The following is a 17,259-nucleotide window of genomic DNA, read 5'->3' on the forward strand; positions in this document are numbered from 1 at the left end:
CGTACATGTGTTCGAGCGGGATCGGCGGCGGGGACGTCCTCGACGACGTCGCCGCGCTGGTCGCCGAGCGCAACCGGATCGACGCCCGCCTGGCGCGCGCCGTGCGGGCCGCCGAGGCGTCCTCCGCCGCTGAGCGGGACGGGCTGAAGAGCATGGCGTCGTGGCTGCGCGGGCACTGCCGGTTGTCCGGGCGCGAGGCGTCCCGGCCGGCGCACAACGCCCGCGCGCTGGAGCACCTGCCGGCCCTCGCCGAGGCGCACGACGCCGGGCTCGTCACCGCCGCCCAGGTCGCTGTGGCCGCGGAGGTGACCACCCCGGACCGGCTGGCCGCAGCCGCCGCGCAGGGCGTCGACCTCGGCGAGATCGACGCCGTCCTCACCGACGTGGCGATCGAACAGGAGCACGACGCCCTCGTCGTCGTGGTGAAGCGCTACTGCACCGCCCTCGACCCCGACGGCCCCGCGCCCGACCCCACCGAGGGGCGGCGCATGTCGGTGGTCCGCCACGCCGACGGCACCGTCACCTTCCACCTGCACCTCGACCCGGTCGGTGCGGAGCGGTTCTCCACCGCTGTGGAGGCGCACGTGCAGGCCGACCGGCCCGCCGGCGACGACCGCGCCCGCGCCCAGCGGCTCGCCGACGGCGCCGTGCAGCTCGCCGACACCGCCCTCGCTTCGGGCAGCACGCCGCGGCTGCGCGGGGTCAAGCCGCAGGTCGTGGTGAAGGTCGACGCGGAGGACCTGCACGACCCCGCCTGCCCGGCCGACCACGCCCCGACCGGCTCGGGAGCCGGGACCGACGGCGACGCCCAGGCCGACGCCACGACCGACCGCGACGCCGACTCCTCCGCGGCCGAGACAGGCGGTGCCGGCGAGGCGACCAGGAGCATCCGCCAGGCCCGCGCCGGGTCGAGCAGGACGCCCCCTCTGCCGCGGTGGCGGGGCAGCGCGACCCTCGGGTCCGGCGCCGTGGTCCCCGCGGCCACCGCCCGCTGGCTGGCCTGCGACGGCGCGATCACCCGCGTGGTGCTCGGCCCCGACGGCGTCCCGCTCGACCTGGGCCGGGAGCAGCGGCTGGCCGACCGGCACGTCCGCCGGGCCGCGGAGGTCCGCGACGGTGGCTGCGTATTCGCCGGGTGCGGCGCCCCCACCTGGTGGTGCGACGTCCACCACGTCGTGCACTGGCTCGACGGCGGATCGACGTCGCTGGAGAACTCGGCGCTGCTGTGCGAACGCCACCACACCAAGGTCCACGCCGGCTTCCGTATCGAGCGACGACCGGACGGGCGATGGCACACCTGGCGGCCCGACGGCACCGAGATCACCACCCCGGCACCCCTCAGGGCCGGGGCGGCCTGAGCACGCGACCGGCGGCTCCCGTCATGCGCGGGACAAGCGCTGCCCGCGGCGCGCGCGGGCCGGTCGGCGGCGCAGGCCGTGCCGCCGAGCGGGGCTCAGGGGACGGGCGACTCCACCGCGGCCGGCGCGGGCGCGTTGCGGCGGGTGGCGAGGACGCAGCCGGCCAGCACGAGCGGCAGGCCGACGGCGAGGCCCAGGGTGAACGGCTCGTCGAGCAGCAGGACACCGGCCAGGACGGCGACGGCCGGGTTGACGAAGGTGATCACCAGCGCGCGCTGCGGGCCGACCTCGCGGATGAGCGCGAAGAACAGCACCAGCGCGAGCGCCGTGCAGACCACACCGAGGACGACCAGCGAGCCCAGCGCGGGCACCGACGCCGACCCCAACTGCCCCAGCCGCGGCACCGCGAACGGCGCGTAGACCACCGCGGTGAGCACCAGGGCGATCGCGCTGACCGCCACTCCCGGGACGTCGGCCAGCGCCCGGTTGGCGATCAGCGGCGCGGTGCCGTAGCCGACCACCACCGCCACCACCGCGAGCACCGGCAGCAGCGCGATGCCCTCGACGTCGAGCCCGAGCAGCGCCACGATCCCCACGACGCCGAGCCCCATCCCCGCCAGCCGCACCGCGGTGAGCCGCTCCTCCCCGCCGACCAGCCGCGCGGCGACGGCCGCGACGAAGGGCACCGAGGCGACCAGCAGCCCGGTCAGCGAGCTGGACAGCGTCACCTCGGCGTAGGACAGCAGCAGCCAGGGCCCCGTCATCTCCAGCACGGTGAACGCCAGCAGCGGCCGCCAGTGCCGCAGCGCGGGGCGCACCTGCCCGCGGGCCAGGACCAGCGGCAGCAGCACGGCGGCCCCGACGACGCACCGGACGAACACCACGACCACCGGCGACGTCTCCTCGACGGCCACCTTGATCAGCAGGTACGGCACGCCCCAGATGACCGACATCGCCAGGAACAGCACCCATCCGCGACGGCTCACCGCGCCATCCTGCCCGGCCCCCGCGACGGTTCCCGTTGCACGTCCCGCCGCGCCGCCGTGGACTGTCCCGTCATGGACCCCGACGCGCGTTTCGCCTCCCTGGTCGAGGCCCTGGCCACCCGGCCCGGCGTCGGCCCGCCCGGCGCGAGCGGCCGGCGCGGCTTCGGCTCGGCCGCCCTGACCGTGCACGGGTCGATCTTCGCGATGGTCGTCGGCGGCGCGCTGGTGCTGAAGCTCCCCGCCCACCGGGTGGAGGGGCTCGTCACCACCGGCACCGGGCTGCCGTTCGCCGCGGCCAACGGCACGCCGATGCGCGAGTGGGTGGCCCTCGACCACGGCACGCCCGCGTCCGACCTCGCGCTCGCCGAGGAGGCCATGGCGTTCGTGGCCTCCCGCGCTACTCGGGGCGGCTGAACATCCAGGCGGCGACCGCGAGCAGCACCCCGCCGACGCCGGCCACCAGGACGACGTCGAGCCACACCGGCACCGGCCAGCTCCCCCAGTGCAGGGCCACGGAGTCGCCGATCGACGGGTCGACGCGGGAGAGCACCACCCGCCGCACCGCGTCGACGCCGTAGGTGATCGGGTTGGCCAGCGCCAGCGCGTGCAGCCACCCGGGCAGCTGGCCCGAGACCGGGAAGAACGCGCCGGAGAGGAACATCAGCGGCGCGAGCAGCAGCTGCACCCGCGGCATGACGGTCTGGATCTGGTCGACCCGGACGGCGATCACCAGACCCAGCGCGGTGATGGCGAAGGCGACGACGAACAGCAGCCCGACCGTGCCGAGCATCATCACCGGGTCGTAGGGGACGCCGACCAGCCCGGCCAGCGCCAGCAGCACCACCGACTGGAGGGTGGCCACCGTCGCCCCGCCCAGCGCCTTGCCGAGCACGATGCTGGTGCGGCCCACGGGCGCCACGAGCATCTCGCGCAGGAAGCCGAGCTCGCGGTCCCAGACGATCGAGATCGCCGAGAAGACGGCGGTGAACATGACCGAGGTGGCCAGCACGCCCGGGAACAGGAACGTCGAGTAGCCGGCGTCGCCGAAGGTGCCCACCGGCAGGGTGGCGCCCAGGCCCTGCCCCAGCACGAACAGGAACAGCAGCGGCTGGGCGAACGAGGACAGGATCCGGCCGCGGTCGGTGCGGAAGCGCAGCAGGTCGCGGTGCCAGACGACCCGGACGGCGCGCAGCTCGTGGCGCAGCCCGCGCCCGCCGAGCCGGACGGGCGCGGTCGTGGCCGTCACCGCCGGCCTCCCGCCGGGCCGGCCATCGGGCTCCGCGCGGGCCCGCCGGCCGCCGCCTGGCGCTCGGACATCCGCGCGCCGGTGTAGGCGAGGAAGACGTCGTCGAGGGTGGGGCGCGAGACGCTGACCGAGCGCACCGTCAGGCCGAGCTCGAACAGCCGCGGGACGAAGCGCTCGCCGTCGGGGGCGAGCACGACCAGCACGCCGTCCTCGCGGGCGGTCTCGACGCCGAGCCGCTCCCGCACGAGGGCCTCGGCCGCGTCGTCGTCGGCGGTGCGCACCCGGACCCGGTCGGCGCCGACGCTCGCCTTGAGCGCCGACGGGGTGTCCAGCGCGCCGATCCGGCCGGAGTCGACGATTGCGATGCGGTCGCAGCGCTCGGCCTCGTCCATGTAGTGCGTGGTGAGGAAGACGGTGATGTCCTCCTCGGCGCGCAGCCGGTCGACATAGCCCCACAGGCCCGCCCGCGACTCGGGGTCCAGGCCGATCGTCGGCTCGTCGAGGAAGAGCACGCGCGGCGAGTGCAGCAGCCCGCGGGCGATCTCCAGCCGGCGCTTCATGCCGCCGGAGAAGGTGCGGACCAGCGAGCGGCGCCGGTCGGTGAGGCCGACCATCTCCAGGACGGCGTCGATCCGCGGCCCGACCTCGGCCTTCGGCATCCCGTAGATGTCGGCGTGGAACCGCAGGTTCTGCTCGGCGGTGAGGTGCGCGTCGAGCGTCGTCTCCTGGAAGACCAGGCCGATGTGCCGCCGCACCTCCGTGCGGTCGCGGACGACGTCGAAGCCGGCCACCCGTGCGGCGCCCGCCGTGGGCCGCAGCAGCGTGCAGAGGATCTGGATGGTGGTGGACTTGCCCGCCCCGTTCGGGCCGAGGAAGCCGAACAGCTCGCCCGCGCGGACCGACAGGTCGATCCCGCGGACGGCCTCGACGTCGCCGAACGTCTTGACCAGGCCGCTGACCTCCACCGCGGGCGGCCGCCCGGTGCCGGCCTCCTCCGACGGGGTCCCTAACGCCGTTAGAGTCACCCCGGCAGCGTCCTCGAACACCGTTAGAGTGTCAAGGTGCCGATCTCCCGCGACGACGTCGTCCGCGCCGCCGTCGAGGTCCTCGACGAGGAGGGCCTCGCGGGACTGACCCTGCGCGGCGTGGCCGCCCGGCTCGGCGTGAGCGCACCGACCCTCTACTGGCACGTCAGGGACAAGCGGCACCTGCTCGACCTCGTGGCCGACCGCGTGCTGGCCGACGTCCCGGAGAGCACCCGGGCGCCGCACCCCGGCGAGCCGGTGTGGGAGTGGCTGGCCGAGGCGAGCCGGGTGCGACGGGCGCTGCTGCTGGCCCACCGCGACAGCGTGCAGGTGGTCGCCGGCAACCGGCCGACCGAGGACTCGCTGCCCGGCATCGAGCGCACCCTCGGCGTCCTCGTCGGGGCCGGGCTCGAGCCGGGCGAGGCGGTGCGGGTGCTCACCGCGCTCGGCTCGTTCATCCTCGGCGACGCCCTCGAGACCCAGGCCGACCGCGACCGGCCGCTCGAGGAGCAGCCCGGCGGCGACATGGCGGGGTTCCCCACGGTCGCCGCCGCCGCCCGGACCGCCGGCGGCGACGACGAGCGGTTCGAGGAGGGACTGGCGCTGTTCGTCGGCGGGCTGCGCGCCCGGCTCGAGGAACGCGCGCGCGGGACCGCCGTCGCCGGGTCCTGACCGGCGCGCTCGGTACCGTCGGCCCGTGGGGTGGTCGGGCTACGGGACCTTCGTGGTCCTCGCCGTCGTGCTGGTGCTCGTGCCCGGCCCGGACGTCGCCGTCGTCCTGCGCAACACCCTCGGCGGCGGGCGGGTCCGCGGCTCGTGGAGCGCGGTCGGCATCACCGTCTCGAACGTCCTCCAGGGCGCGGCGGCCGCCACCGGGCTGGCCGCCCTCGTCGTCCGGGTGGAGCCGCTGTTCCAGGCCATCCGCTGGGCCGGCGTCGCCTACCTGGCGTTCCTCGCGCTGCAGGCCTTCGCCTCGGCGGTGCGCGGCCGGTACCCCGACCTCGACGACGGCGGCCCCGCGGCCGGCCGGCCGGCGCTGACGGGCCTGCGCCAGGGGTTCCTCAGCAACGTCACCAACCCGAAGGTGCTCGCCTTCTACCTGGCGGTGCTGCCTCAGTTCCTCGCGCCGGGGACGCCGGTGCCCGTGCTGCTGGCCTACGCGCTCACCCACGCCGCCGTCGGCCTGGTGTGGCTGCTGCTCCTGGTGGCCGGACTGTCCCGGGCCCGCCGGGTGCTGGCGCGCCGCCCCGTCCGGCGGGCGCTCGACGCGGTCACCGGCTGCGCGCTGCTCGCCTTCGGCGCCCGGCTCGCCGTCTCACGCGGGACCTGACACCGGCCAGGCCACCTCGACGTGCGGCTCGTCGGGGTCGGCGTCGCGCGCGCTCAGGTAGACCTCGGCCGGGCTGCCGGCCCGCTCGAGGCCCCGGGCGTCCACCCACGCGCCGACGGCGTCGTAGGCGCGCAGGATGCCGGGGAACTCCGCCTCCCGCCGCGACAGGCAGGTGACCGCCTCCCGCCCGGCGTGCTGCAGCCGGATCCGCAGGTCCCCGGCCGGCTCGACGGAGCCGGTGAACGGCCGCACCACCTCGACCGGGCCGTCGCCGTCCTCGGTGACCATCCCGTGGTAGACGACGCGCAGCGGCCCGGCCGGCCGCGCGCCGCAGCGCGCGAGGTGCGCGTCGATCTCCTCCCCCGCCCCGGCGATGAACGCGTCGAGCTCGTCGACCGTCAGCCGCCGCTCGGCGGTCAGCACCGTCTGGCCCGGCACCTCGCGCAGGGTCACCTCGCGCACGTCGTCCTCCTCGGTCTCCGCGGTCAGGGCGGCCACCAGGTCCCGGCGCCGCCGCAGGTCCTCCTCCACGCCGTCCCACCAGCGGGCCACCGCCGCCCGGCGGTCGCCCGGCTCGAGGTCGACGACGTCGCGCACCCGCGCCAGCGGCATGCCCGCCCGGCGCAGCGCGGCGATCAGCCGGGCCCGGGCCACCTGCGCGACGGCGTAGCCGCGGTGGCCGGTCCACGGGTCGACGGCGTCGGGCACCAGCAGGCCCTGCTCGGCGTAGAGCCGCAGCGCCTTGGCCGACAGCCGGGTGCGGCGCAGGAACTCCCCGGGCCGCAACAGGTCTCCGCTCACGCCGTCGAGCCTGCGGCATGCCCCAGGGGCCGGGTCCAGTCGGGCCGCCCGGTTTCCGGCCCGGCCCGGCCGGGCAGCGCCGGAGCACCTGCGACGACGGGAGGCCCGCGTGGCCGACGCATCCACCCGACCGCCGGCCCGCCGCCGGCTGCTGGTCTCCGGCCTGCTGCTCGGCGCGGGCGTCGCGGGAGCGGTCGACGAGATCGTCTTCCACCAGCTCCTGCACTGGCACCACTTCTACGACCGCGCCAGCGGCGCGGCGGGCCTGGTCTCCGACGGGCTGCTGCACGCCGGCACCTTCTCGGCCGCCGTCGCCGGCATGGCCCTGCTGGCCGACGCCCGCCGTCGCGGCCGGTTCCTGCCCCCGCTGTGGTGGGGCGCGCTGCTCACCGGCGCGGGGGCGTTCCAGACCTGGGACGGCCTGGTGCACCACAAGGTGCTGCGGCTGCACCAGGTCCGCTACGGCGTCGACCTGACCGGCTACGACGTCGCGTGGGTGCTGCCCGGCGTCCTCCTGCTCGTCGCCGGCGTCGCGCTGCTGCTGCGCGCCCGGCGGGTGCCCGCGGCGTGACCGCGGTGGTGCTGGCGTTGCTCACCGCCGGCGCCTACGTCGGCGCCACGTGGCGCTGCCGCAGCCCGTGGCCGCTGGCCCGCACCGCGTCGTGGCTGGCCGGCGTCGCGGCCGCGGCGGTCGCCGTCGCCGGGCCGATGGGCGCGCACGGCGACCTGCGCGCGCACATGGCCGGGCACCTGCTGCTCGGCATGGCCGCGCCGCTGCTGCTGGTGCTGGCGGCGCCGGTGACCCTGGCCCTGCGCGCGCTGCCGCCGGCCGGGGCGCGGCGGCTCGCCCGCCTGCTGCGCGCCGCCCCGCTGCGGTGGCTCGCCGACCCGCTGGTCGCCGTCCCGCTCAACGCCGCCGGGCTGTGGCTGCTCTACGGCACCGGGCTGCACGGCGCGCTCGCCCACTCCCCCGCCCTGTCGGCGGGAGTGTCCGCGCACGTGCTGGTGGCGGGCTACCTGGCGACGGCGTCCGTGCTCGCCGTCGACCCCGCCCCGCACCGGCGCGGCGTGGGCGTGCGCGCGCTGGCGCTGGCCGGTGGCGCCGCCGCGCACGACGTCCTCGCGAAGGTGCTCTACGCGCACCCGCCGGCGGGCACCGTCGGCGCCGAGGAGGGCGCGCGGCTGATGTACGACGGCGGGACGGTGCTCACCCTGGTGACCGCCGCCGTGCTCTGGCGGCGCTGGTACACCAGCCGGGAGGCGGTCCGCGCCGCCGTTCAGCCGGCGTAGGTCGCGGCGAAGCGGGCGAAGCGGCGCAGCGAGATCCGGAAGCCGAGGACGACGCCCGGCTTGACCAGCGGCCACCCCAGCCGGCCGACGATCCCGAACGGCAGGTGCAGCCGCTCGGTCCAGACCAGGTCGGTGCCGGTGGCGGTGGGGGTCAGCTCGAAGATCCCGGGGCCGCGCACGATCCGGCCGGTGTGCTGCACGACCACCCGCCGCGGCGGCTCCCACTCGGTGACCACCATCGTGTCGAGCACGCCGAGGTGCCGGCCGCGCCGCCACGGCAGCGGGACGCCGGTGCGGGCAGCCAGCCGCACGCCGACGCCCTCCTCGGCGGGGGTGACCACCTCGACGTCGGTGGCCGGCATCCACCGGCCCTGCGACCGCCAGTCGGTGAGCGCCGCCCACACCCGCTCCAGCGGCGCCTCCACCGACACCGGCAGCACCAGCTCAGGCACCGTCGCGCGCTCCCTCGTCCACGGATCCCTCTTCGGCCGCCGCGCCCCCCGCGGATGCGGTCACCGCGGATGCCCCCGCGGTCCCGGCCGGCAGGGTCAGCCCCGGGTCGGTGTCGGCGTCGGCCGCCCGGGCGGGCCGCTCGGCGCGCAGCGCGGCGATCTGCTCGTCGCGCTCCTCGATCACCTGGGCCAGCTGCTCGAGCAGCCAGTCGACCTCGGTCATCCGGTAGCCGCGCACGGCCACCGACACCTGCAGCCCGCGCACGTCCTCCCCCGTCACCGGCCGGTCGTCGGGCAGCTCGACGGGCGAGCGGTCCAGGTCGGCCGGCGGCTGGGTCTCGCCCCGCCCGAGCAGCAGCGAGCCGCCGAGGAACAGCAGCGCCCCGACGACGGCGACCGCGGCGAGCCCGACGAGGAAGGACAGCACCGGCGCCCTCAGCCCTCGACCGGCTCGACCGGACCGGGCAGCGGCGCGCGCATCCCCCCGCCGCCCTCGCCGTTCTGCCGCGCGCTCTCGGCCTCGCGGATCGTCGCCAGGACGACGTCGACGTCGTCGGTGACGGTGAACAGGTCGAGGTCGCCGGCGCTGATCGTGCCCGACTCCAGCAGGGTGCCGCGGATCCAGTCGACCAGGCCGGCCCAGTACTCGGTGCCGAACAGGATCACCGGGAACCGGGTGACCTTGCGGGTCTGCACCAGCGTGAGCGCCTCGAACAGCTCGTCGAGGGTGCCGAAGCCGCCGGGCAGGATGACGAAGGCCTGCGCGTACTTCACGAACATCGTCTTGCGGACGAAGAAGTAGCGGAAGCTGATGCCGAGGTCGACCCACTCGTTGAGCTCCTGCTCGAACGGCAGCTCGATGCCCAGCCCCACCGACAGCCCGCCGGCCTCCGACGCGCCGCGGTTGGCCGCCTCCATGGCACCCGGGCCGCCGCCGGTGATGACCGCGTAGCCCGCGTCCGCCAGCGCCGCGCCGATCTGCACGCCGGCCGCGTAGTGCGGGTGGTCGGGCTTGGTGCGGGCGCTGCCGAAGACGCTGACCGCCTTCGGCAGCTCGGCGAGCAGGCCGAAGCCCTCGACGAACTCGCTCTGGATGCGCAGCACGCGCCACGGGTCGGTGTGCACCCAGTCGGTGGGCCCGCGCCGGTCGAGCAGCCGCTGGTCGGTGGTGGTGCCGGCCCGCTGGGGATCGGGCTCGCCGCCGCGCAGCACCACCGGGCCGCGGTGCCGCGTCGGGCGGGGCTTCCGGGCGCCCTCGGGCGGGGGGATCGTCGTCATGCGCGTCCTCCGGACAGGTAGGCGGTCAGGGCGTCCTCGGCCGGCTGCAGCCGCTCGACCAGGACGGACTCCTCGCGGGTGTGCGCGAGCTGCGGGTCGCCGGGGCCGTAGTTGACCGCCGGGATGCCGAAGGCGGCGAAGCGCGCGACGTCGGTCCAGCCGAGCTTGGCCCGCGCGGGGCGGCCGACGGCGGCCACGAACGCCTCGGCGGCGGGCTCGGTCAGGCCGGGCAGCGCCCCGCCGGCGTTGTCGACGACGGTCAGCGTGGCGCCGGCGGCGAGCGCGTCGGCGAACACCTCGCGCACGTGCGCCTCGGCGGCGTCCTCGTCGCGGTCGGGGGCGTAGCGGAAGTTGACCGTCACCCGGCACTCGTCGGGGACGACGTTGCCGGCCACGCCGCCCTCGATGCGCACGGCGTTGAGGCCCTCGCGGTAGGTGCAGCCGTCGATGTCGACCTCGCGCGCCTGGTACGCCGCCAGCGTGGCGAGGACGCCCGCCACCCCGTGGATGGCGTTGACGCCGAGCCAGCTGCGCGCGCTGTGCGCCCGCCGTCCCGTCGTCCCGATGACCGCCCGCAACGTGCCCTGGCAACCGGCCTCGATCTCGCCGTCGGTGGGCTCGAGCAGGACGGCGAGGTCGCCGTAGAGCCAGCCCCGGCGCTCGCGCACCACCCGGCCGAGACCGCTCTTGACCGACTCGACCTCCTCGTTGTCGTAGAAGACGAACGTGAGGTCGTACGCGGGCTCCGCCCCGGGGACGCCGAAGCGCCCGGCCAGCCGCAGCATGACCGCGTCGCCGGACTTCATGTCGCTGGTGCCGCAGCCGTACAGGCGGTCGCCCTCGAGCCGGCTGGGCACGTTGTCGGCGATCGGCACGGTGTCCAGGTGCCCGGCGAGCACCACCCGGCCGTCCCGGCCCAGGTTGGTGCGGGCGAGGACGGTGTCGCCGACCCGCTCGACCTCCAGCCCGCCGAGGCCGCGCAGCGCCGTCTCGACGGCGTCGGCGAGGGCGCGCTCGTCGCCGGACACCGACGGCGTGTCGACCAGCGCCCGGGTGAGCGCCAGGACGTCGGCGGAGAGGTCGAGGTCGGGCGCGCCGGTCACGGTGCCCGAGCCTACGGTGGGAGGACCTCGTCCTCCTCACCGCTCGCGAGCTCGCGGCGAGCCTCGGGACGAGGCCGGGGGCCGGGCCTGGGTAGCGTCGGGGGGTGACCTCCCCCAGCCGCTCCGCCGTCGCCGCCGGTCTCGCGACCGTCTCCGCCTCCGGGACCGTCCTGGACACCTGGTACCCCGCGCCCGCCCTCGGCGACGCCGGCGGGGAGTCCGGCACGCAGCAGCTCGGCGCCCTGGAGCTGGAGGCCGAGCTCGGCACCGAGTTCTCCGGCCTGGTGCGCAGCGACGACGCGCGCGGCGTCGAGGTGATCGGCGTCCGCACGGTGATCGCCGACCTCGGCGCCCCGCCGGCCGACACCCACGACGTCTACCTGCGGCTGCACCTGCTCTCGCACCGCCTCGTCCGCCCGCGCGAGGTGAGCCTGGACGGCGTCTTCGGCCTGCTGGCCAACGTCGCGTGGACCAGCGCCGGGCCGGTGCTCGCCACCGAGCTCACCCCCGCCCGCCGGGCCCTCCTGCGCGCCGCGCACGGCTCGCTGACCGTGCTGTCGGTGGACAAGTTCCCGCGGATGGTCGACTACGTGCTCCCCGTGGGCGTGCGCGTGGCCGACGCCGACCGGGTGCGGCTGGGCGCGCACCTGGCCGAGGGGACGACGGTCATGCACGAGGGCTTCGTCAACTACAACGCCGGCACGCTCGGCCCCTCCATGGTCGAGGGCCGGATCAGCGCGGGCGTCGTCGTCGGCGCCGACAGCGACGTCGGCGGCGGCGCGTCGATCATGGGCACGCTGTCCGGGGGCGGCAAGGAGGTCGTCTCCATCGGCAGCGGGTGCCTGCTCGGCGCCAACGCCGGCATCGGCATCTCGCTCGGCGACGGCTGCGTCGTCGAGGCCGGCTGCTACGTCACCGCCGGGTCCCGGGTCACGCTGCCCGACGGCTCGGTGGTCAAGGCCCGCGAGCTGTCCGGCCGCGACGGGCTGCTGTTCCGCCGCAACAGCGTCACCGGCGCGCTGGAGGCGCTGCCGCGCTCCGGCGACTGGGGCGCCCTCAACGCCGCGCTGCACGCCAACGACTGACGGCATTGGAAGCTTTCCGCACGTCTTGACGGCCAGGACGTGCGGAGAGCTTCCAATGCCTCTCCGGCGTCAGGTGAGGTTCGCGGGCTCCGCGGCCGGGACGTCGAGGTGCTCGAGCAGCGCCACGACCGACTCCTGCGGCCGCTCCACGTGCGGCGAGTGGCCGACGTCGGGGAGCACGACCTCGCGGTAGGCGCCGCCGGAGGCCGCGTACCGGTCGAGCACCGCGCGGGTCTGGGTGACCATCGGCTGCGGCGGGCAGGCCTCCGCGCCGGGCCAGCCGGGCACCGCGCCGAGCTGGCCGAGGTAGGCCAGGTCGAACACCGAGGTGTCGGAGACGATCGCGTCGGCGTCGCCGCGCAGCCACAGCACCGGGGGCTTGACCGGCAGGTCGACGATGCCCGAGACGTCGAACACCGTCGGCGCCATCGTGTTGAGCACCCCGCGCGGGCCGGGCGCCGTCATCGGCCACGTCTCGCTCGCGACGGCGTCGCCCGGGTAGTTGTCCTCGCCGGTGCGGGTGGACAGCATCGCGGCGACGAACACGTCCTCGAGCTGCGGGTCGATCGGCAGCGAGCCGGGCGCCACGTAGAACGAGCGCAGGATCGACCGGGGGCTGGTCGGGGCGGCGTCGGAGGTGTCGCCCGCGGCGAGCGCAGCCACGAACTCCGGGTTGGCCGCGCCCCCGCCCGAGCCCGCGCCGTCGGCGGCCAGCAGGCGCCCGTCGGGCCCGGCGGTGCCGCCGAAGCCGTACGGGGACACCGGCGCGACCAGCGCCACCGACGCCACCGTCGCCGGGGCGTCGAGCAGGTACTGCAGGACGACGCCGGCGCCCATGCTCCAGCCGACCAGGTGCACGCGGTCGAGGCCGAGGGCGTCCACCAGCGCGGCGACGTCGTCGGCCCAGTCCCGCACGCCGCGGCGGGCGTCCACCGGCAGCGGGTCGGTGTCGCCGTAGCCGCGCAGGTCGACGGCGAGCACGCGGTGCCGGCCGGTCTCGTGCACGGTGCGCAGGGCGTGCTGCCAGAACAGCGCCGAGCTCACGTTGCCGTGCACGAACAGCACCGCCTCGCCGGGGCCGGCGGGGTCGGTGCCCTCGGGGTGCAGGACGTTCTGGGTCAGGCGCGCGGTGGGCACCCGGGTGGCGGTCACCCCGGGGAGCAGGACGTCGGCCATGGCGGTACTCCTCGGGGAGGGCGGGACTGGCGGCCACACGCTAGCGACGGCGGGCACGCGCTGGCGACGGCGGCCACACCGCGGGTGCACCAGGCACACCACGGGCCCCCGCGAGGTCCGGGGCCCGGCCGGGGAGCCGACCTAGAGTCGACGGCGATGACCAGCGCACGGACCGGCACCCGCCTCGCGGCCGAGCGCCCTCCGGCGAGGAGGGCGCCCGCCAAGAAGGCGCCCGCGAGGAAGGCGCCCGCGAGGAAGGCGCCCGCGAAGCGCCCGCCGGCCAAGCGGACCGCGGCGCGGCCGACCGCCGCGACGCCGCAGGGCGGCAACCCGTGGGTGTGGCGGCACTGGTGGCCGGCGCTGCTGATCGGCGTCGTCGTGCTCGTGTCGGTGGCCTGGAAGGGCGACCGGCCGGCGGAGGTGACGCCGACGGCGCTGTGCACGGTGCCCTCGACGTCGGTGACCCTCAGCGGCGAGCAGTGGACCAACGCCCAGACGATCGCCGCGGTGGGCAAGGAGCGCGGGCTGCCCGAGCGGGCGATCGTCATCGCGCTGGCGACGGCGATGCAGGAGTCGACGCTGCGCAACCTCGACTACGGCGACCGCGACTCCCTCGGCCTGTTCCAGCAGCGGCCGTCGCAGGGCTGGGGCACGCCCGCGCAGGTGCAGGACCCGGTCTACGCGGCCGGCCAGTTCTACGACCGTCTGGTACGGGTGCCGAACTGGGAGACCGGCGAGCTCACCCTGGTCGCCGACGCCGTGCAGCGCAGCGCCTTCCCGCTCGCCTACGGCCGCTGGGCCGACTTCGCCCAGTCCCTGACCGTGGCGCTGCGCACGGACGACCGGACGCGCAACTGCGGCTGAGCGCTCAGGTCACCCGACCGCGGCTCTTGCCGTGGAGCTCCGGGCGGTCGAAGGCGGCGGACACGCCGGCGGCGCCGGCGAGGCTGCGGCCGCGGTGCAGGCGCGCCTCGAGGGCGAGCAGCGCCACGAGGGCGGCGACGGGGACGAGCAGGAACACGACGAGGAACACGGCGGGGCCTCCCGGCCTGGCCGGGCGGGGTGCCCGGCGAGTGGGACCACCGTGTCGGTCGGCACTTGCGGGTGTCTGGCGGAGAACTGCCGCCGCAGTGCCGCCGGCTTGCAGGCGACTGGCAGCCGGCCCGCTCAGGCGGTGAGGCGCTCCGCGGCGGCGTCGATCCGCTCGTCGGTGGCCGTGAGTGCGAAGCGCACGTGCCGGGCGCCGGCGGGGCCGTAGAACGAGCCGGGCGCGGGCACGATGCCCAGGCCCGCCAGCCACTCGACCGTCGTCCAGCAGTCCTCGTCGCGGGTGGCCCAGAGGTAGAGCCCGGCCTCGGAGTGGTCGATGCGCAGGCCCGCGGCCCGCACCGCGGCGGCCAGCCGCTCGCGCCGGCGGCGGTAGCGCTCACGCTGCTCGTCGACGTGCGCGTCGTCGTCCAGGGCGGCGGTCATGGCCGCCTGCACCGGGCCGGGGACGAGCAGGCCGAGGTGGCGCCGCACCTCCCACACCCGGCGGACCAGCACCGGGTCGCCGGAGAGCAGCCCGGCGCGGTAGCCGGCCGCCGTCGACTGCTTGGACAGCGAGTGCACGGCCAGCAGGCCGGTGTGGTCGTCGCCGGCGACGGCGGGGTGCAGCAGCGAACGGGGCTGCACCTCCCAGCCGAGGGTGGCGTAGCACTCGTCGGCGACGATCGGCACGCCGTGCGCGCGGCCCCAGGTGACCCAGGCGCGCAGCTCGTCGTCGGACAGCACCCGCCCGTGCGGGTTGCCCGGGGAGTTCAGCCAGACCAGCCCGATCCCGGCGGCCTCGGCCGGCGGGGCGTCGGCCCGCCGGACCGCGAGCCCGGACAGCACCGCGCCGACCTCGTAGGTCGGGTAGGCCACCTCGGGGATGACGACGGTGCCGTCGCGCAGGCCCAGCAGCGTGGGCATGAGCGCGACGAGCTCCTTGGAGCCGATCGTCGGGACCACCGAGGGATCGGCGCCCAGCGGGTCGGCCAGCGTCACGCCCAGGCGGCGCCGCAGCCACCCGGCCGCGGCGGTGCGCAGCTCACGGGTGCCCAGCGCCATCGGGTAGCCCGGCGAGTCGCCGGCCCCGGCCAGCGCGGTGCGCAGGACCTCCGGCGTCTCGTCGACCGGCGTCCCGATGGACAGGTCGACGATGCCGCCGGGGTGCTGCGCCGCACGGGCCCGGGCGGCCTCGAGGCTGTCCCAGGGGAAGTCGGGCAGCCGGTGGCCGGCCGCCGTCCCCGTCGTCGTGGTCAGTGCCCCTCGCCCTGGGGCGGGAGGGCCGCCACCAGCGGGTGGTCGTGGCCGACCTTGCCCGTTTTCGCGGCGCCGCCGGGGCTGCCCAGGTCGGAGAAGAACTCCACGTTGGCGTTGTAGAAGTCCTTCCACTTGTCCGGGACGTCGTCCTCGTAGTAGATGGCCTCCACCGGGCACACCGGCTCGCAGGCGCCGCAGTCGACGCACTCGTCGGGGTGGATGTAGAGCATCCGGTCGCCCTCGTAGATGCAGTCCACCGGACACTCGTCGATGCACGCCTTGTCGAGGACGTCGACGCAGGCCTGGGTGATCACGTAGGTCACGGTGGGTCCTCCCGGGGGACGTGCGGGCAGCGCCCCGGCTCGGGGCCGGGCGCGCGCGGATCTGCCGATCAGTATGGCCCCGGCTCCCCGCGCCGGGCGCGACGGGTGCACCCGCCCGCCCCGGGAGGATGAGACCGCCGCCCACCCCGCAGGATCGGGGCATGGGACAGAGCCGCTCGCCGCTGGGGGTCGCCGACCTGGAGCGCCTGGCCGCGCGCGGATGGCCCGCGCCGGAGGAGGAGCCGCTGGGCGGGTGGCTGCTGCGGGCCGGCGGCGGGTTCACCGGCCGGGCGAACACGGCGCTGGTCACCGGCGACCCGGGACTGCCGCTGCCGGAGGCCGCCGACGCCGTCGTCCGCTGGTACCGGGCCCGCGGACTGCGCCCCGGTGCCGCGCTGCCCGGCGTGCAGGCCCGGGCCGCCGGCGCGGTGCTCGCGGCGGCCGGCTGGGAGCGCTCGGAGGACGTGCTCGTGCTCACCGCCCCGCTGGTCCCCGCCGGCGGGGCCGACGTCGAGCTGGCACCCGCGCCGGCCGACGACTGGCTGGCCCTCTACCGGCCCGACGCCGACCCTGCCGCCGCCCGCGCGGTGCTGACCGGCGGCGCACGCACCGTCTTCGCCGCCGTCCGGCCGGAGCCGGGCGCGCCCCCGGTCGCCGTCGCCCGCGGGGTGGTCACCGGCGACTGGCTCGGCGTGAGCGCGCTGACCGTGGCCGAGGAGCACCGCCGCCGCGGGCTGGCGGGCACGGTGATGGCCGCGCTGTCCCGCTGGGGCGCCGCACGGGGGGCGCACTGGGTGTACCTGCAGGTGTCGGCGTCCAACACGCCCGCGCGGGAGCTCTACCGCCGCGCCGGCCACGTCGAGCACCACCGCTACCACTACCGCTGGGCGCCCGAGGCCCCCTGAGGCGGCACGGCCCGGCCCGTCCGGGCAGGAGTGGCCAGCACCCGGCCGACGGCGACCGCGGCCCCCACGACGCCGAGGCCGAGGAAGGCCAGCGTCACGGTGCCCAGCCCGCCGGTGCCGACGGCGACCAGGTCCCCCTCGGGCCGGCGCGCGGTAGCCGAGAGCGCGACGGCCAGCCAGGTGACCGCCGGGAGGACGGCGACCAGCCGCGACCCGGTCAGCCGGTGCGCGCCCTCGACCAGCAGGACGTTGCCGGCGGCCGCGGCGAGCACCGACAGCGGCACGAGCACGCCGCCGATCCGCAGCGGCAGCCAGAACACCTGGACCACGGCCAGCCAGCCGGCGACGGCGACCGCGAGCACCGCCGCGCCGGCGAGCGTGGCGGCGCGGGTCATCCGGGCAGGCCGGCGAACAGGTCGTCCTCCCAGCCCTGCGGGCCGCCGCCCGCGGGACCGCGCTCGCCGCGCACCAGCCGGTAGTGCTCGGTGCCGAGCACCTCCTGGCCGAGGTTGTTCGACAGCGCGAAGAACGGACCGTCCACGGTGATCTGGGTGGCGTGCGCGCGCATCGCGGCGTCCTTGCGGCCCGCGTACGCCCGGCCGTCGACGGCGGCGG

At 76.7% G+C, this 17,259-nt stretch carries 22 protein-coding genes and 1 pseudogene; 9 read left to right on the forward strand and 14 right to left on the reverse strand.

The window, feature by feature from the left end; translation table 11 throughout:
- Positions 1-5: 5 nt before the first annotated feature.
- On the forward strand, positions 6-1,358 hold the full coding sequence (locus WA616_RS24135) for an HNH endonuclease signature motif containing protein (protein ID WP_336033883.1): 1,353 nt from the start codon (positions 6-8) through the stop codon (positions 1,356-1,358).
- A gap of 95 nt (positions 1,359-1,453) precedes the next feature.
- Here WA616_RS24135 and WA616_RS24140 read toward each other — a convergent pair whose 3' ends face one another.
- Positions 1,454-2,344 carry a DMT family transporter gene (locus tag WA616_RS24140; protein ID WP_336033885.1) on the reverse strand — a complete coding sequence of 297 codons (891 nt, stop codon included), beginning with the start codon at positions 2,342-2,344 and terminating at the stop codon, positions 1,454-1,456.
- A gap of 72 nt (positions 2,345-2,416) precedes the next feature.
- Between WA616_RS24140 and WA616_RS24145 the strand changes: the two genes are divergently transcribed.
- Positions 2,417-2,758, forward strand: a complete 342-nt coding sequence (locus WA616_RS24145; RefSeq protein ID WP_336033887.1) for a hypothetical protein — start codon at positions 2,417-2,419, stop codon at positions 2,756-2,758.
- Here the strand turns inward: WA616_RS24145 and WA616_RS24150 are convergent.
- The gene (locus WA616_RS24150; protein ID WP_336033889.1) at positions 2,742-3,590 is read right to left on the reverse strand and encodes an ABC transporter permease; all 849 of its coding nucleotides are present in this window, start codon (positions 3,588-3,590) and stop codon (positions 2,742-2,744) included. The genes WA616_RS24145 and WA616_RS24150 overlap by 17 nt on opposite strands.
- Positions 3,587-4,615, reverse strand: coding sequence for an ATP-binding cassette domain-containing protein (locus WA616_RS24155; protein WP_336033891.1), 1,029 nt, complete (start codon positions 4,613-4,615; stop codon positions 3,587-3,589). Before WA616_RS24155 ends, WA616_RS24150 begins: the two co-directional genes overlap by 4 nt.
- A 36-nt stretch (positions 4,616-4,651) precedes the next feature.
- Here WA616_RS24155 and WA616_RS24160 point away from each other — a divergent pair, with 36 nt between their 5' ends.
- Positions 4,652-5,287 (forward strand): TetR/AcrR family transcriptional regulator C-terminal domain-containing protein, encoded by a 636-nt coding sequence (locus tag WA616_RS24160; protein ID WP_083628267.1) that lies wholly within the window; start codon positions 4,652-4,654, stop codon positions 5,285-5,287.
- Positions 5,288-5,312: 25 nt separating this feature from the next.
- The gene (locus tag WA616_RS24165) at positions 5,313-5,945 is read left to right on the forward strand and encodes a LysE family translocator (RefSeq protein ID WP_336033893.1); all 633 of its coding nucleotides are present in this window, start codon (positions 5,313-5,315) and stop codon (positions 5,943-5,945) included.
- Here the strand turns inward: WA616_RS24165 and WA616_RS24170 are convergent.
- Entirely contained in the window at positions 5,931-6,746 is an 816-nt protein-coding gene (locus WA616_RS24170; protein ID WP_336033895.1) for a MerR family transcriptional regulator, read from the reverse strand. The two genes, WA616_RS24165 and WA616_RS24170, sit on opposite strands and share 15 nt — an antisense overlap.
- Positions 6,747-6,855: 109 nt before the next feature.
- Here WA616_RS24170 and WA616_RS24175 point away from each other — a divergent pair, with 109 nt between their 5' ends.
- Positions 6,856-7,317 (forward strand): DUF2243 domain-containing protein, encoded by a 462-nt coding sequence (locus WA616_RS24175; RefSeq protein ID WP_336033897.1) that lies wholly within the window; start codon positions 6,856-6,858, stop codon positions 7,315-7,317.
- On the forward strand, positions 7,314-8,036 hold the full coding sequence (locus WA616_RS24180; RefSeq protein WP_336033899.1) for a cytochrome c oxidase assembly protein: 723 nt from the start codon (positions 7,314-7,316) through the stop codon (positions 8,034-8,036). Before WA616_RS24175 ends, WA616_RS24180 begins: the two co-directional genes overlap by 4 nt.
- Here WA616_RS24180 and WA616_RS24185 read toward each other — a convergent pair.
- Genes WA616_RS24185 through dapE form a run of 4 tightly spaced genes read right to left on the reverse strand, consistent with a single transcriptional unit; the run spans position 8,024 to position 10,869 of the window.
- Positions 8,024-8,488, reverse strand: coding sequence for an SRPBCC family protein (locus tag WA616_RS24185; protein ID WP_336033901.1), 465 nt, complete (start codon positions 8,486-8,488; stop codon positions 8,024-8,026). The genes WA616_RS24180 and WA616_RS24185 overlap by 13 nt on opposite strands.
- The gene (locus tag WA616_RS24190) at positions 8,481-8,915 is read right to left on the reverse strand and encodes a DivIVA domain-containing protein (protein ID WP_336033902.1); all 435 of its coding nucleotides are present in this window, start codon (positions 8,913-8,915) and stop codon (positions 8,481-8,483) included. The genes WA616_RS24185 and WA616_RS24190 overlap by 8 nt, the downstream gene beginning before the upstream one ends.
- Positions 8,916-8,923: 8 nt before the next feature.
- Complete coding sequence (locus WA616_RS24195) at positions 8,924-9,766, reverse strand: TIGR00730 family Rossman fold protein (RefSeq protein ID WP_336033904.1); 843 nt, start codon at positions 9,764-9,766, stop codon at positions 8,924-8,926.
- Complete coding sequence (gene dapE / locus WA616_RS24200; RefSeq protein WP_336033906.1) at positions 9,763-10,869, reverse strand: succinyl-diaminopimelate desuccinylase; 1,107 nt, start codon at positions 10,867-10,869, stop codon at positions 9,763-9,765. Before dapE ends, WA616_RS24195 begins: the two co-directional genes overlap by 4 nt.
- 104 nt (positions 10,870-10,973) lie before the next feature.
- On the opposite strand from dapE, the gene dapD reads away from it, so the two are divergent.
- The gene (gene dapD / locus WA616_RS24205) at positions 10,974-11,954 is read left to right on the forward strand and encodes a 2,3,4,5-tetrahydropyridine-2,6-dicarboxylate N-succinyltransferase (RefSeq protein ID WP_336033908.1); all 981 of its coding nucleotides are present in this window, start codon (positions 10,974-10,976) and stop codon (positions 11,952-11,954) included.
- Positions 11,955-12,023: 69 nt separating this feature from the next.
- Here the strand turns inward: dapD and WA616_RS24210 are convergent, their stop codons facing one another.
- Positions 12,024-13,130: an alpha/beta hydrolase gene (locus WA616_RS24210; protein ID WP_336033909.1), complete on the reverse strand. Its 1,107-nt coding sequence runs from the start codon at positions 13,128-13,130 to the stop codon at positions 12,024-12,026.
- Between the two features lie 156 nt (positions 13,131-13,286).
- On the opposite strand from WA616_RS24210, the gene WA616_RS24215 reads away from it, so the two are divergent.
- Positions 13,287-13,994 (forward strand): hypothetical protein, encoded by a 708-nt coding sequence (locus WA616_RS24215; protein WP_336033910.1) that lies wholly within the window; start codon positions 13,287-13,289, stop codon positions 13,992-13,994.
- Between the two features lie 4 nt (positions 13,995-13,998).
- On the opposite strand, the gene WA616_RS24220 is transcribed toward WA616_RS24215, so the two are convergent.
- The 3 genes from WA616_RS24220 to fdxA all read right to left on the reverse strand — a co-directional run bounded on the left by WA616_RS24220 (position 13,999) and on the right by fdxA (position 15,739).
- Positions 13,999-14,163: a hypothetical protein gene (locus WA616_RS24220; protein ID WP_175562784.1), complete on the reverse strand. Its 165-nt coding sequence runs from the start codon at positions 14,161-14,163 to the stop codon at positions 13,999-14,001.
- Between the two features lie 134 nt (positions 14,164-14,297).
- Positions 14,298-15,416 (reverse strand): succinyldiaminopimelate transaminase, encoded by a 1,119-nt coding sequence (gene dapC / locus WA616_RS24225; protein WP_336033918.1) that lies wholly within the window; start codon positions 15,414-15,416, stop codon positions 14,298-14,300.
- Positions 15,413-15,739, reverse strand: coding sequence for a ferredoxin (fdxA, locus tag WA616_RS24230; RefSeq protein WP_073418760.1), 327 nt, complete (start codon positions 15,737-15,739; stop codon positions 15,413-15,415). The genes dapC and fdxA overlap by 4 nt, the downstream gene beginning before the upstream one ends.
- Positions 15,740-15,900: 161 nt before the next feature.
- On the opposite strand from fdxA, the gene WA616_RS24235 reads away from it, so the two are divergent.
- Positions 15,901-16,644, forward strand: a complete 744-nt coding sequence (locus WA616_RS24235; RefSeq protein ID WP_336033914.1) for a GNAT family N-acetyltransferase — start codon at positions 15,901-15,903, stop codon at positions 16,642-16,644.
- On the opposite strand, the gene WA616_RS24240 is transcribed toward WA616_RS24235, so the two are convergent.
- A complete protein-coding gene (locus tag WA616_RS24240) occupies positions 16,617-17,039 on the reverse strand; it encodes a hypothetical protein (RefSeq protein ID WP_336033916.1) in 423 nt (140 codons plus the stop codon). The genes WA616_RS24235 and WA616_RS24240 overlap by 28 nt on opposite strands.
- Positions 17,036-17,259, reverse strand: a pseudogene (locus WA616_RS24245) (N-acetyl-1-D-myo-inositol-2-amino-2-deoxy-alpha-D-glucopyranoside deacetylase); the annotation flags it as partial. The gene WA616_RS24240 and the pseudogene WA616_RS24245, both read right to left, overlap by 4 nt.

Origin of the sequence: Geodermatophilus sp. FMUSA9-8, assembly GCF_037034165.1 — a bacterium.
Lineage (GTDB): Bacteria > Actinomycetota > Actinomycetes > Mycobacteriales > Geodermatophilaceae > Geodermatophilus > Geodermatophilus nigrescens.